This is a genomic window from Streptomyces sp. NPDC006463, assembly GCF_042870715.1.
Taxonomy (GTDB): Bacteria; Actinomycetota; Actinomycetes; order Streptomycetales; family Streptomycetaceae; genus Streptomyces.
The window spans coordinates 269,524-282,683 of sequence record NZ_JBIAHP010000003.1 but is presented as its reverse complement, the minus strand read 5'-3'; the positions used below and the strand labels follow the sequence as shown (position 1 = coordinate 282,683).

The window sequence follows — 13,160 nt, the reverse complement described above, 5'->3', positions numbered from 1 at the left end:
ATCCAGGAGCATACCTATGCCGCAATTTGTATATCTATTGAATTAGCGGGCGAGCTCTTCCTTGAGCGCCTGGAGGAAGCCGTCCACGTCCTCTTCCTGGGTGTCGAAGCTGCACATCCAGCGGACGTCGCCGGCCGCCTCGTCCCAGAAGTAGAAGCGGTAACGCTTCTGCAGCCGTCGCGAGACCTCGTGCGGCAGCCGCGCGAACACCGCGTTCGCCTGCACCGGGTAGAGGATCTCCACACCGTCCGTCTCGCGCACGCCCGCGGCGAGCCGCTGCGCCATCGCGTTGGCGTGCCGGGCGTTGCGCAGCCACAGGTCCTTGGCGAGCAGCGCTTCCAGCTGCACCGACACGAACCGCATCTTCGAGGCGAGCTGCATCGACATCTTGCGGATGTGCTTCATCTGCCGGACCGCGTCCGGGTTGAGCACCACCACGGCCTCGCCGAACATCATGCCGTTCTTGGTGCCGCCGTACGACAGCACGTCCACGCCGACCGTGTTCGTGAAGCTGCGCATCGGCATGTCGAGCGACGCCGCGGCGTTGGCTATCCGGGCGCCGTCGAGGTGCACCTTCATGCCGAGGCCGTGGGCGTGATCGCAGATGGCCTTGATCTCGTCCGGGGTGTAGACCGTGCCGAGTTCGGTGTTCTGGGTGATCGAGACGACCTGGGGCATGGCCCGGTGCTCGTCCTCGAAGCCCCAGGCCTCCTGGTCGATCAGCTCAGGGGTGAGCTTGCCGTCGGGGGTGGGCACGGCGAGCAGCTTGATGCCCGCCATCCGCTCCGGCGCGCCGCCCTCGTCCACGTTGATGTGGGCGGTCTTGGCGCAGATCACGGCGCCCCACCGGTCGGTCATGGCCTGCAGGGCGACGACGTTGGCGCCCGTGCCGTTGAAGACCGGGAATGCTTCCGCGTACGGACCGAAGTGGCTGCGGAAGACCTTCTGCAGGTGTTCGGTGTACTCGTCATCGCCGTACGAGACCTGGTGGCCGCCGTTGGCCAGCGCGACGGCCGCGAGCAGCTCGGGGTGGATCCCCGCGTAGTTGTCGCTCGCGAAACCGCGCACCGCCGGATCGTGGTGCCGCCGGGCATCGGTCTTCCCGGCATCGGTTCTCACGGTTGCGGAGTGAGCCACAGACGCTGTCCGTTCACATCGGTGGCGGGCCGCTCCCAGACGCCGGCGATGGCCTCGGCCAGCTCCTTGACGTCGGTGAAGCCCGCGAACTTCGCATTGGGACGCTCGGCGCGCATCGCGTCGTGCACCAGTGCCTTGATGACCAGGATCGCAGCCGCCGCTACGGGGCCTTCGTCACCCCCCGCCTTGCGGAAGGAGTCCGCCATGGCCAGGGTCCAGGCCTCGGCGGCCGCCTTGCCCGCGTTGTACGCGGCGTTGTTGGCGACCGGCTTGTGCGCGCCGGACTGGCTGACCAGGACGAAGCGTCCGCGGTCGCTGCGCAGCAGTCCGTCGTGGAAGGCGAGCGAGGTGTGCTGGACCGTGCGGATGAGGAGCTTCTCCAGGAAGTCCCAGTCCGCGAGGTCGACGTCGGTGAAGGTCTTGCTGCCACGCCAGCCGCCGACGAGGTGGACGAGACCGTCGATCCGGCCGAACTCCTTCTCGGTCCGCTCGGCCCACGCCTTGGTCGCGTCGAGGTCGAGCAGGTCCACGGTGTCACCCGTGACGGTGGCACCACCGTGGGCGTAGCGCGCCGCGTCCACGGCCTCGGCGAGGCGCGTCGGATCTGCGTCGGACGCCACGACCACCGCACCCGCTTCGGCGAGGCGGAGCAGGGCGGCGCGGCCGGCGGGCCCGCCGGCCCCGGCCACCGCCACCACCGCTCCGTGCAGCTTTCCGTTGCTGTTCCCGGAGCCGTTCATCTGTGCAGCCTCCTGAGGGCGAGTGCTCACGCGGCGGCCCGATCGGCGTTCTCCGCATTGCGGGCCGTGATGCCCTTCGCCGAAGCGATCACGCCCTTGAGCTTCTTGGCGAGGGCCTCATAGAACATGCTCAGCGGAAACTCGTCCGGAAGCACGTCGTCCACGAGCTTGCGCGGAGGCTGCGTCATGTCGAGGGCCTCGGCGCCCTTGGCCCACTTGGAGCCCGGGTGCGGGGCGAGGTACGTCGAGACCAGCTCGTAGGCCTTCAACCAGTGGACGAGCTTCGGGCGGTCGATGCCGGCCCGGTAGAGGTCCTCGATCTCGCCGCACAGCTGGTTGGTGACCTGCGGGGCACGCATCCAGTCGATCTTCAGCTTGTTGTCCGTCCAGCGCACGACGTCGTGCTTGTGGAGGTACGCGAAGAGCAGCTGGCCGCCGAGGCCGTCGTAGTTGCGGTTGCGGTCACCCGACACCGGGAAGCGGAACATCCGGTCGAAGAGGACGGCGTACTGCACGTCGCGGCCGTGCTCGTTGCCCTCGGACTCCAGCTTCACGGCCTCCTTGAAGGCGGTGAGGTCGCAGCGCAGCTCCTCCAGGCCGTACATCCAGAACGGCTGGCGCTGCTTGATCATGAAGGGGTCGAACGGCAGGTCGCCGTGGCTGTGGGTGCGGTCGTGGACCATGTCCCACAGGACGAACGCCTTCTCGCAGCGCTCCTGGTCCTCGACCATGCGGGCGATGTCCTCGGGCAGCTCGATGCCGAGGATGTCGACGGCGGCCTCGGTGACCTTGCGGTAGCGCGCGGCCTCACGGTCGCAGAAGATGCCGCCCCAGGTGAAGCGCTCGGGGGCCTCGCGGACGGCGATGGTCTCCGGGAAGAGCACGGCGGAGTGGGTGTCGTAGCCCGGGGTGAAGTCCTCGAAGGTGATGCCGAGGAACAGCGGGTTGTCGTAGCGGGTGCGCTCCAGCTCGGCGAGCCACTCGGGCCACACCATCTTGAGCACGACGGCTTCCAGGTTGCGGTCCGGGTTGCCGTTCTGGGTGTACATCGGGAAGACGACGAGGTGCTGGAGCCCGTCGGCGCGCTCGGCGGCCGGCTGGAAGGCCAGCAGGGAATCGAGGAAGTCCGGCACCTGGAAGCCCCCGGCAGCCCACTTGCGCAGGTCGTCAACGAGCGCCTGGTGGTACGCCGTGGCGTGCGGGAGCAGCGGGGACAGCGTCTCGACGGCGCGGATCACGCGCCCGACGGCAGCTTCGGCGGTGTGCTGGGCGGTTGCGCCCTCTGCCCCGAAGTCGATGGACCCGTCCGCGGACTGCCAGGGGCGGATCTCCTCCACGGCGGCCTTGAGCTCGGGCCACGCGGGGTGGTCGACCACCCGCGCCCCGGCGGTTATCACGGCACCGCCGACACCCGGCACAAGAGTTTCCGTCATGTCACTTCCTCCACAGGAGAACCTCACGTCAAGGCAGCGTAAACGTGTGAGGCTCTTCCGCTCAAGTGGTAACTCGGGAAATTATCCTGCGCGACCCCCTGATTCACCGAAAGTCTTCCCGTTCGTCAGCGTGGAACGGATGGCTCCGCCCAGTCGCTCCATGGCCTGTCGGGCCTCCGGCAGCACCTCGGACAGCGTCAGGAAGCCGTGGAACATCCCGGTCCGGAGGTCGAGGACCGAAGGGACTCCGCTCTCCCCCAGCCTGCGGTGGTACGCCAGCCCGTCGTCCCTCAGCGGGTCGCACCCGGCGACGATCACGTGGGCGGGCGGCAGCCCGGTCAGGTCCGCGCGCAGCGGCGAGGCCGTCGGATGCCCGCCGCCGACACCCGGGCCGAGGTACTGCTCCCAGAACCAGGCCATGTGCGCGGCGGTCAGGAAGCAGCCCTCGGCGTTGATCCGGTACGACTCGCCGTCCTGGGCGGCGTCGAGCGCGGGGTAGGCCAGCACCTGGAGGGCGACGGCCGGTCCCCCGCTTTCGCGGGCCAGCAGCAGCGAGGCGGCGGCGAGGTTGCCCCCGGCGCTGTCCCCCGCGACCACCAGGGCGTCCGGGTCGCCGCCCAGCTCGCCGAGGTTCCCGCCGGCCCAGCAGAGGGCCGCGTACGCGTCGTGCGCGGCCGCCGGGAAACGGTGTTCCGGGGCCAGCCGGTAGCCGACGCAGACCACGGCGGCGCCGGCCGCTCGCGAAATGGTGCGCGCGGTGGTGTCGTAGGAGTCGAGGTCACCCAGCACCCAGCCGCCGCCGTGGCAGAACACCACGGTCGGGCGGGGCCCCGGCCACTGCTCCGGGTCGGGCAGATAGATGCGCACGGGGACGGCCGGGGCCCCCGGCGGACCGGGAACGGTCCGGTCCAGGACGGCTCCGACGCGCGGCCTGCGCGCCGTCGGGCGGGGCGCGGCCGCCAGGATCCGCCGGGCCTCGTCGGCGTCGGTGACACTCCCGCCGAGATCGGGGAAGCCGGCCGCGAGGGCGTCCAGGAAGGGGCGGGCGGCGGGGTCGAGACGGTCGGCCGGTCCGGTCGCGGGTCCCGTCGCCGGTCCGGTCGCGGGTCCGTTCATCACGCGCCCCGGAAGTGCGGGATGACCTTCTCGCCCCACTGGCGCAGGGTCTCCAGGCAGGCCTCCTGCTCCACCGTGCCCATCTGGACCAGACACATGATCTCGTCGGCCCCCGCCGCCCGGAGCCGTTCCACGTAGGCGATGGCGTCGTCGGCGCTGCCGTAGGCGTGGTCGGCGTTGAAGGTGGCAGTCGAGGTCGGCCGGACCGGGATGTCCAGCTCGTGCAGCCGGGCCACCACCTGCTCGGCGGCCTCGCGCATCCGCGCCGTCTCGTCGGCCCCCGCGACCACCGCCTCGTCCGGGATGCCCGCCCCGCCGTACCAGTGGCCGATGGACTGGGCGAAGAACCGCTGCCCGCGGACGCCGATCCGCCGCGCCTCCTCCCGGTCGTCGAGCACGATGGTCGGGCAGAGCACGGAGAAGTGGTCGTTGACCACCGTGGACACGAACCGGCTGCCGTCCCGCCCGGCGACGGCCGCGTCGTAGACGGACCGCATCCCCGCGATCGACTCGGGTCCGGCGAAGCCCATCACCAGGGCCCCGATCCCCAGCTCGGCCGCCTGGACGAGGGTCTCCCCCCGGCTGCACGCCAGGAACAGCGGCGGATGCGGGGTCTGCCGCGGCCGCGGCAGGATCGGGTGCGGGTCGATGTCGACGAGCTCCCCGTGGTACTCCAGTTGCTCCTCCTGCCACGCCCTGCCGATGATCCGCAGGGCCTCCTCGACCTCCGCCGCGGTCCGCTCCCGGTCCACCCCGCACAGCGAGGTCTCCTGCTCGGTGCCCCCGCGCCCGGCTCCGAGGTCGAGCCGCCCGCCCGAGAGCAGGTCGAGCATGGCGGCCCGCTCGGCGACCCGCACCGGGTGGTTGAAGTTGAAGGGCATGCACACGACCCCGTGACCGATGCGTATGGTGCTGGTCTTGGCGGCGACCCAGGTCAGGAAGACCTCCGGCGCGGACATGTGCGCGTACCACTTCAGCGAGTGGTGCTCGACCGCCCAGATCCGGTCGAATCCCATCCGTTCGGCCAGCACGGCCTGCTCGACGCAGTCGCGGATGACCTGGTGCTCCCGCTCCACGGTCGGGTCGGCCAGCTGGGCTTCGAAGATCACGGAGAATTTCACGGTGCCTCCAGGGTTGCGTCCCGTGCCCGGTCTTACTTCAATTAGGAATATGACTAGTAGTCAGAAGGTGAAGAAGCAAGAGCTACCGCCGACCGCGTGGGCGGTTCTCGGTCTGCTCTCCTTCCCGGGGGAGCGCACCGGCTACGAGCTGAAGAAGTGGGCGGACTCCTCGCTGCGCTTCTTCTACTGGTCACCGGCCATCAGCCAGATCTACGCGGAGCTGCGCCGGCTGGAGGAGCTGGGTTACGCGGCCTCCGCGCGCTCGGGGCCCGAGGAGGCGCGGGCCAAGCGCCGCTACGCCATCACCGACGCCGGGCGCGAGGCCCTGGCCGGCTGGGCCGCCGACACCGCCGAGGCCGGTCCCCCGGTGCTCAAGCACGGGCTGCTGCTGCGCGTCTGGCTCGGGCACCTCGCCGAGCCGGAGCGGCTGCGCGCGATGGTCGGCGAACACATGGAGCGCACCCGGGCCGAACTGGCCGCCGTACGGGAGGCGATGGAGCACGCGGCCGACGTTCCGCAATGGGCCTTCCCCGCCCTCGCGCTGCGCTGGAGCGAGCGGCAGCACCTGGCGGAACTGGAGCTCGCACAGGCCCTCCTGCAGGACCTCGCCGACCTGGCCGCCGACCACGGGGAACCCGCTCCGGCCGCCGTCACCGAGGCCTGAGCCGGGGCCGGTCAAGCCGGCCGGGACACGCCCACGCCCGGGTGACGCGGCGGGACCGCCACCGGCCGCACCCGGGCGCACAACCCCGGCGGGAAGCGGCCGGTGAGCACCTGCGGGGCCTTGCACGGCCGGTCCCTTCGCGCCGTCGGCGCACTAGCATGCGTCCTCACCGCGCGCGGCCGGTCGGGACACCGCGACCGCGCGGGGAGCCGCCGTCGACGGAAGCGAGAGAACCTTGACTTTCCTCACCATCGGTCACCGCGGGGTCATGGGTGTCGAACCGGAGAACACCCTGCGGTCGTATCTCCGAGCGGAACGTTCCGGCATGGACGCCATCGCCCTGGACCTCCAACTGAGCAAGGACGGCGCCCTCGTCGCCCTGCACGACCCCGAGGTGGACCGGACCACCGACGGCTCGGGGGCCGTCGCCCATCTGACCCTGGCCGAACTACGCGAACTGGACGCCGGCGAGGGCGAGCGCGTGCCGGTCTTCGAGGACGTCCTGGACGCGGTCCGGGTCCCGCTGCAGGCGTCGGTACGGGACCGGGCCGCCGCCGGTGCGCTCGCGGAGCTGCTCCTGCGCCTCGACCTGACCGCCCGCGTGGAAGTGGCCTCCCCCGACGACGCGCTGCTGGCCGAGACGGCGCGGCGGGTGCCGGGCGCGCGGACCGTGCTCTATGCGGACTCCTTCGGCGACGGGGCCGGGGACCTGGTGGCACGGGCGCGGACCGCGGGCGCGGCGACGATCGCCGCGGACATCCGGCGGCTCACCCTGGAGGCCGTGGAGACGGCGCACACGGCCGGGCTGCGGGTGACCGGCCGGGCCGTCAACACCCTGGACCAGCTGCGGCTCGCGCGGGCGCTCGGCCTGGACGGCGCGGTCACCGACTTCCCGGAGATCCGCAGCACGGGGCGCTTCACCGCATAGCCGGTCCGGCTACAGCGACTTGACCAGCAGTTCGAAGGCCAGGTCGTCGCGGAGCGGGACCCCGAAGCGCTCGTCGCCGTAGGGGAAGGGGCTCAGCTCGCCGGTGCGCCGGTAACCGCGGCGCACGTAGTAGGCGATGAGCTCCTCCCGCACGTTCACCACCGTCATGCGCATCTCCTTGGCGCCCCACGTCTCGCGGGCGCGGCGCTCGGCCTCGGCCAGGATCTCCTTGCCGAGGCCCGCGCCCTGGAGCCCGGGACGGACCGCGAACATCCCGAAGTAGGCGTGGTCGCCCCGGTGTTCGAGCTGGCAGCAGGCGACGAGCTCACCGGCGCGCTCGACGACCACCAGGGTGCTGTCGGGGGTCTCGATGATCTGGCGGACCCCGTCCGCGTCGGTGCGCTGCCCCTCCAGGTAGTCGGCCTCCGTGGTCCAGCCGCCGCGGCTGGCGTCACCGCGGTACGCGGACTCGACGAGTGCCACCAGCTCCGTCACGTCCGCCTCCACGGCGGTGCGGAAGCTCAGGGCGGCGGGGTTGGCGGTCGACATCGGGGGCTCCGTTCTACGCGGTGGCACATGACATGCCCTGTGCGGCTCCGGAGAGCCTATCCCGGGGCCGCATAAGGAGAACCTAACCGGGGGCGGCGTGCGGGCCACCCCGGACGGGCATCTCTTCCCGTGACGCCGACGAACCGGGAGGTTCCGCCGTGCACGGTTCCACCATGTCCGCATCCGCCTCCGTCTCCTCCTGGCTGCTCGTCCTGCTGTGCGCGGTGAGCGGCGCGTACTGCCTCGGGCAGGTGCGCAGATCGGGCGGCGGCGCCGCCGGGGAGGCCGTGATGGGGTTCGGCATGGCGCTGATGGCGGTGCCCGTCGGCGTCCGTGAGGGGTGGCAGGCCCTCGTGCTGGGGGTGGTCTTCTGCGCCGCCGCCCTGCACGCCGTGTGGATGCTGCGCGGCGGGGTGCACCACGCGCACCACCTGGTCGGCTCGCTGGCCATGGCCTACATGGCGCTGAGGACGGCCGCGGGGTCCGGGCACGGCGCGGGGCTGCCCCTGGTCACCGGGGCGCTGCTCCTCTACTTCGCGGGGTACGTCCTGCTGGGCGGGGCCCGGCTGGTGGCGGAGGGCGGGGGCGCGCACACGGTCGCGGCCGCGGGCGGACCGGCCGCCGGTCCCCAGAAGGCGGCCGAGCTGACCCGGGCCTGCCGACTGGCCATGGGAACGGCGATGTTGGCCATGCTGCTCACCATGTGACGGCGGCGCCCCACGTGTCCTGCGTCACCAATCACCCGAGGCCGTACCCGCAGGTAGCCCCCCGCTCATAGGCTGGTGGCCATGATGGTCCCCGCCGCACTCCTGCTGCTCGGCGCTCTGACCGCGGTGCTCGCGCCCCGCCTGCTGGGCCGGGCCCGATGGCCCGAGCATGAACCGGTCGTCGCCCTGTGGGTGTGGCAGTGCGTGGTGGGTGCGGTGCTCCTGTGCCTCGGACTGTCGATGCTGCTGAGCGCGGCGGCCGCCTGGCAGGCGGTCCGGGGGCGGCTGTTCGCCGCCGCCCCGCACGGTGTGGTCGACGCGTACGCCCTGGGCGCGTCCGGAGGCCCCTGGGCCGCCGGTACGGCGCTCGCGCTGGCGGGCGGGGCGCTGTGGACCGGGACGATGCTGGCCCGGGAGGTACTGCGGGCGCGGGCCCGGCGGCGCACCCAGGGCACCGAACTGCTGGAGCGGGCCCCGCTGTTGCCCGGCGAGGACCCCGCGGGCGCGCGGCTCGTCGTCCTGGAGGGGCAGCGGCCGGACGCCTGGTGGCTGCCCGGGGCGGCCCCGCAGCTCGTGGTCACGACGGCGGCGCTGGGCCGGCTCAAGGGGAGCCAGCTCGATGCGGTGCTCGCGCACGAACAGGGGCACGCGGCGGCCCGCCACGACTGGCTGCTGCACTGCTCGCGGGCGCTGGCCGGCGGGTTTCCGCAGGTACCCGTCTTCGCGGCCTTCGAGGCGGAGATGCACCGCCTCGTCGAGCTGGCCGCCGACGACGTGGCCTCGCGGCGGTACGGGCGCCTCACCGTCGCCCTGGCCCTGGTCGGACTGAACGAGGACCGCGGGGTGTTCGGGCCCTCCGCCGCTCCGCAGGCACATGTGCAGGAGCGGGTGGCGCGGCTGCTGTCGGCCGCGCCCCGGCTGTCCGCGATGAACAGGCTGCGGCTGACGGCGCTGGCGACGCTGGTCCCGGCGGTGCCGCTGCTGGTGGCCCTCGTACCGGGGCTGAGCGCCCTGGCGTAGCGCCTGCCCGTCGCCGGTACGCCCTCCGGTACGCCCTCCGGTGGCAGGATCCCCGTATGCGGAACGATCACGTGCGTTGGGCGGGCATCGGCTGCGCGCTGCTCGCGGCCGTACTGACGGTGTTGGTGGTGGCGGGGTGGCAGCCGCTCCTGTCGTACGACGACCGGGTCGCCCGGGATCTGCACGGCCATGCCGTCGCCCATCCCGGGGTGACCCACACGATGCGGATCCTCACCGACTGGGTGTGGGATCCGTGGACCATGCGGGCCCTGGCCACCGTCGCCTGCGTGACGCTGTGGTGGCGCGGTGACCGGGAGCGGGCGCTGCGGGTGGCACTGGCGACGCTGGTGGCCGTAGTGGTGCAGCAAGGTATGAAGGGGCTGGTGGGACGGGGGCGCCCGGTGTGGCCGGACCCGGTGGATTCGGCCCACTTCTCGGCCTACCCGTCCGGCCACGCGATGACGGCGACGGTGGTGGTCGGGCTACTGCTCTGGCTGCTCCCCCGGCCGGCTCCCGCACGGTGGGCGGCCACCGCCTGGACGGTGGCCGTCGTCTCCGTGGTCGGAGTCGGGTTCACCCGTCTCTACCTGGGGGTCCACTGGGTGACGGACGTCGTGGCGGGCTGGCTGCTGGGCGTGGCCCTGGTGGCATTCGTGACGGCCGGCTCCGTCTGCCGGCCGGGACCCGGCCGCGCCGGACCGTGAGGTGTGCCGCGCCTGGGGGGTGTGCCTGCCCTGGGGGGTGTGCCTGCCCTGGGCGATCCCCCGTTTCACCCAGAGCAGGCGAACCCGCGCGCTGAGTATATTGGCTCTGAGCCAGTCAACGCAGGAGTAAGCATGTCCCCGCGCAGCGCATCGGTCAATGAAGAATTGCGCAGACGTTCCCGCGAGCGGCTGCTCCAGGCGACGGTCGAACTCGTCGCCGAGCGGGGCTACGAGGCCACCACGCTCGGCGACATCGCCGACCGGGCGGGCGCCGCGCGCGGCCTGGTCTCGTACTACTTCCCGGGCAAGCGGCAGTTGCTGCAGTCGGCGGTGCACCGGCTGATGCACCTCACCTTGCAGGCGGCGCTGGAGCGCGAGCCCCTGCCCACCGGCGAGGACGAAGGGCGCGAGCGGCTGGCCCGGGCCATCGACGCGATCCTCGGGCTGGCCCGGGACGCGCCGAGGCTGATGCGCACGCACATGGCCGGCATCCTCCAGGCCGAGGGCTTCGTCCAGTGCGCCGAGCAGCAGCGGCTCGCCGAACTGCTGCGGGACACCGTCACCCGGTACGGATCGACGGACGTGGACGTGGACTATCCGCTCCTGCGGGCGCTGCTGATGGGCGCCGTGGTGGCGGTCCTGCTGCCGGGCGCGCCGATGCCTGCGGCCCGGCTGCGGGCCGAGCTGTTCCAGCGCTACGGGCTGGACTGGGAGCTCGGTGTCCCGCCGGACGGCGGGCCGCCCGGCGGAACGTTCCCGTCACACCCCTAGCACCTGGGTGTCAAGGGCGTCAGTGATACTCGGGCTGGCTCTGCACGTTGAGCCGGTCCAGCCACACCCATTTCGCGCTCGCGGTGCGCCAGTCGTCCAGCCGCAGCACGTCGAGGCCCTTGGCGATGTCGTTCGAGTAGATGTGCCCGTTGTAGTAGTACGCCGACCAGGACCCGCCGAGTCCGAGCTTGTCCGTGGTCAGCGGGCCGCGTTCGAAGTACCCGATCTCCTTGGGCTGCGCGGAGTCGGTGAACTCCCACACCGAGACACCGCCCTGGTACCAGGCCTGCACCATGATGTCGCGGCCGCCGCCGACCGGGATCAGCGAGCCGTTGTGGGCCACGCAGTTCTCGGTGTCGGCCTGGTGCCGCGGGATCTTGAAGTAGCTGCGGAAGGCGAGTTTGCGCTGGTCCCCGCTGCCGGTGATGTCGTAGATCCCGTCTGCGCCCCGGTTGGGACCGGTGGCCTCGTTGCAGGTGGGTCCGCCACCGCCGCCGAGTTCGTCGGTGAACACCACCTTGTTCGCCCGCTCGTTGAAGGTGGCGGAGTGCCAGAACGCGAAGTTCACGTTGTCCTGCACCCGGTCGATGACCCGCGGCTGTTCGGGCTTGCTGATGTCGAAGAGGATGCCGTCGCCCATGCAGGCGCCGGCGGCCAGGTTCTTCGACGGCAGCACGGTGATGTCGTGGCAGCCGGTGGTCTTGGAGACCCCGGGGTTGGCGGGCCCGCCCGGGTTGCCGCCGTCCGGGAACAGGATCGGGAAGGCGACGACCGCGGCCTGCGTCGGCGCCTTCTTCGGGACCTTCACCACCGAGATGCCGTCGTGCGGCGGCTGGCAGTCGGGGAAGGCCTCGTTCGGGGAGTACGAGGCGACGTAGAGGTAGATGTCACGGCCGCCGGGCACCAGGGTGTGGGTGTGGGAGCCGCAGTTGGTCTCGACGGACTTGATGTACTTGGGGTTCTTCTTGTCCTTGATGTCGAAGATCTTGATGCCCTCCCACGAGGACTTCTCCGTCGCGGGCTGCGAGACGCTGTTGCAGGAGTCGTCGCTGCGCGAGGAGTCGGTGGAGAGGAAGAGCAGGTCCCCGTAGACGGAGACGTCGTTCTGTCCGCCGGGGCACAGCACCTGGGTGACGGTCTTCGGTGCCTTCGGGTTGGCGATGTCGTAGATCGTGAAGCCGTTGTAGTTGCCCGCGTAGGCGTACCTGCCCTGGAAGGCCAGGTCGGAGTTGATGACCGTGGGGTCGGCGCTGGGGATGTTGGCCAGGGGCTTGATGTTGGCGCTGTGCACGATCTCGTCCTGGCCGGGGATCTCGCCGGGGGCGAGCTCCCTGCCGTCGACGAGGGCCGCGCCCTGCTGGTTGCCGTTCCCGGGCGATAAGTCACCCGGGTCGGGGGTGGCGGCCGCCGGTCCGGCGGTCAGAAGCGCGGTGAGGAGCCCGGCCGCAGCGACGGCCGCTCCCACCCTTGCGCTGCGCGCTCTCGTGGTGTGGAACGAGCTCAACGTGCCCTCCCAAGGGAGTCCGATCGGTTCCGGTCGTCAGGGGAACGGAACCAGGACCCCGGCAGTATCTTCCTTTCCATGGACATGGCAAAAGACCCCTGGGGCCGCAAGGCCTTACCGCCGCGGCTCGGGCGGCTCGCCGGAGCGGCCGCGGCCGCCGGTCTCGTGCTGACACTCGCCGGCTGCCAGGGAGACGACCGGGCGGAGGGCTCCGAGGACGGACGCGCCGTGGTCGTCGCGCCGGGCAAGCCGGGCGAGAAGGCCCGCACGCTCACCCCCGAACAGGCCGCGAAGGAGAAGCCCGACGACAGCCCGAACGCCGCCGACCACGCGTACGCCCAGAACATGATCGAACACCACAGGCAGGCCCTGACGATGAGCGCGCTGGCGCCGGACCGGGCCTCGGCGGACGGCGTCAGGCGGCTGGCGGAACGGATCACCGCCGCGCAGCGGCCCGAGATCGCGGCGATGGAGAAGTGGCTGGCCCTCCATCCGGCACCATCGGCGACCGCTGGCGGACACGCGCACGACCACGGCGCGATGCCGGGCATGGCGACCGAACAGCAGCTGAAGGAACTGTCCGACGCCCGGGGAGCCGACTTCGACCGGCTCTTCCTGAAGCTGATGACCGCCCACCACGAGGGTGCCCTGAAGATGGCCGGCGAGGCGCTGACCGGCGGCAACAACGTCGCGGTCGAGGAGATGGCCACCGAGGTGGTGGCCACGCAGAGCGCCGAGATCCACCGGATGCGCGCGATGGGCTGAC

14 protein-coding genes are annotated in these 13,160 nt (G+C 71.7%); 7 read left to right on the top strand and 7 right to left on the bottom strand.

Annotated elements, in window-relative coordinates:
- Nucleotides 1-42: 42 nt before the first annotated feature.
- From ACFYOB_RS08295 to ACFYOB_RS08275, 5 genes are all read right to left on the bottom strand, one after another.
- Nucleotides 43-1,137, bottom strand: a complete 1,095-nt coding sequence (locus ACFYOB_RS08295; protein ID WP_388556240.1) for a threonine aldolase family protein — start codon at nucleotides 1,135-1,137, stop codon at nucleotides 43-45.
- Nucleotides 1,116-1,877 carry an SDR family NAD(P)-dependent oxidoreductase gene (locus ACFYOB_RS08290; RefSeq protein ID WP_388556237.1) on the bottom strand — a complete coding sequence of 254 codons (762 nt, stop codon included), beginning with the start codon at nucleotides 1,875-1,877 and terminating at the stop codon, nucleotides 1,116-1,118. Before ACFYOB_RS08290 ends, ACFYOB_RS08295 begins: the two co-directional genes overlap by 22 nt.
- A gap of 26 nt (nucleotides 1,878-1,903) precedes the next feature.
- Nucleotides 1,904-3,310, bottom strand: a complete 1,407-nt coding sequence (locus tag ACFYOB_RS08285; RefSeq protein ID WP_388556234.1) for a DUF6421 family protein — start codon at nucleotides 3,308-3,310, stop codon at nucleotides 1,904-1,906.
- 81 nt (nucleotides 3,311-3,391) lie between these two features.
- Nucleotides 3,392-4,426 carry an alpha/beta hydrolase gene (locus ACFYOB_RS08280; RefSeq protein WP_388556231.1) on the bottom strand — a complete coding sequence of 345 codons (1,035 nt, stop codon included), beginning with the start codon at nucleotides 4,424-4,426 and terminating at the stop codon, nucleotides 3,392-3,394.
- On the bottom strand, nucleotides 4,426-5,547 hold the full coding sequence (locus ACFYOB_RS08275; RefSeq protein ID WP_388556228.1) for an LLM class flavin-dependent oxidoreductase: 1,122 nt from the start codon (nucleotides 5,545-5,547) through the stop codon (nucleotides 4,426-4,428). Before ACFYOB_RS08275 ends, ACFYOB_RS08280 begins: the two co-directional genes overlap by 1 nt.
- 49 nt (nucleotides 5,548-5,596) lie before the next feature.
- Between ACFYOB_RS08275 and ACFYOB_RS08270 the strand changes: the two genes are divergently transcribed.
- Together ACFYOB_RS08270 and ACFYOB_RS08265 are read left to right on the top strand one after the other, a co-directional pair.
- On the top strand, nucleotides 5,597-6,211 hold the full coding sequence (locus ACFYOB_RS08270) for a PadR family transcriptional regulator (protein WP_388556225.1): 615 nt from the start codon (nucleotides 5,597-5,599) through the stop codon (nucleotides 6,209-6,211).
- A 235-nt stretch (nucleotides 6,212-6,446) separates the two neighbouring features.
- Nucleotides 6,447-7,139, top strand: coding sequence for a glycerophosphodiester phosphodiesterase (locus ACFYOB_RS08265; protein ID WP_388556222.1), 693 nt, complete (start codon nucleotides 6,447-6,449; stop codon nucleotides 7,137-7,139).
- Between the two features lie 9 nt (nucleotides 7,140-7,148).
- Here ACFYOB_RS08265 and ACFYOB_RS08260 read toward each other — a convergent pair whose 3' ends face one another.
- The gene (locus tag ACFYOB_RS08260) at nucleotides 7,149-7,688 is read right to left on the bottom strand and encodes a GNAT family N-acetyltransferase (protein ID WP_388556219.1); all 540 of its coding nucleotides are present in this window, start codon (nucleotides 7,686-7,688) and stop codon (nucleotides 7,149-7,151) included.
- Between the two features lie 173 nt (nucleotides 7,689-7,861).
- Between ACFYOB_RS08260 and ACFYOB_RS08255 the strand changes: the two genes are divergently transcribed.
- The 4 genes from ACFYOB_RS08255 to ACFYOB_RS08240 all read left to right on the top strand — a co-directional run bounded on the left by ACFYOB_RS08255 (nucleotide 7,862) and on the right by ACFYOB_RS08240 (nucleotide 10,890).
- Nucleotides 7,862-8,395, top strand: a complete 534-nt coding sequence (locus tag ACFYOB_RS08255; RefSeq protein WP_388556216.1) for a DUF5134 domain-containing protein — start codon at nucleotides 7,862-7,864, stop codon at nucleotides 8,393-8,395.
- 81 nt (nucleotides 8,396-8,476) lie between these two features.
- Nucleotides 8,477-9,415, top strand: coding sequence for a M56 family metallopeptidase (locus tag ACFYOB_RS08250; RefSeq protein WP_388556214.1), 939 nt, complete (start codon nucleotides 8,477-8,479; stop codon nucleotides 9,413-9,415).
- Nucleotides 9,416-9,471: 56 nt separating this feature from the next.
- Nucleotides 9,472-10,119, top strand: coding sequence for a phosphatase PAP2 family protein (locus ACFYOB_RS08245; RefSeq protein WP_388556211.1), 648 nt, complete (start codon nucleotides 9,472-9,474; stop codon nucleotides 10,117-10,119).
- A 132-nt stretch (nucleotides 10,120-10,251) separates the two neighbouring features.
- A complete protein-coding gene (locus ACFYOB_RS08240; RefSeq protein ID WP_388556208.1) occupies nucleotides 10,252-10,890 on the top strand; it encodes a TetR/AcrR family transcriptional regulator in 639 nt (212 codons plus the stop codon).
- A 19-nt stretch (nucleotides 10,891-10,909) separates the two neighbouring features.
- Here ACFYOB_RS08240 and ACFYOB_RS08235 read toward each other — a convergent pair whose 3' ends face one another.
- Nucleotides 10,910-12,394, bottom strand: a complete 1,485-nt coding sequence (locus ACFYOB_RS08235; protein WP_388556205.1) for an LVIVD repeat-containing protein — start codon at nucleotides 12,392-12,394, stop codon at nucleotides 10,910-10,912.
- Nucleotides 12,395-12,472: 78 nt separating this feature from the next.
- On the opposite strand from ACFYOB_RS08235, the gene ACFYOB_RS08230 reads away from it, so the two are divergent.
- Complete coding sequence (locus tag ACFYOB_RS08230) at nucleotides 12,473-13,159, top strand: DUF305 domain-containing protein (protein WP_388556202.1); 687 nt, start codon at nucleotides 12,473-12,475, stop codon at nucleotides 13,157-13,159.
- The last annotated feature ends 1 nt before the right edge of the window (nucleotide 13,160 follow it).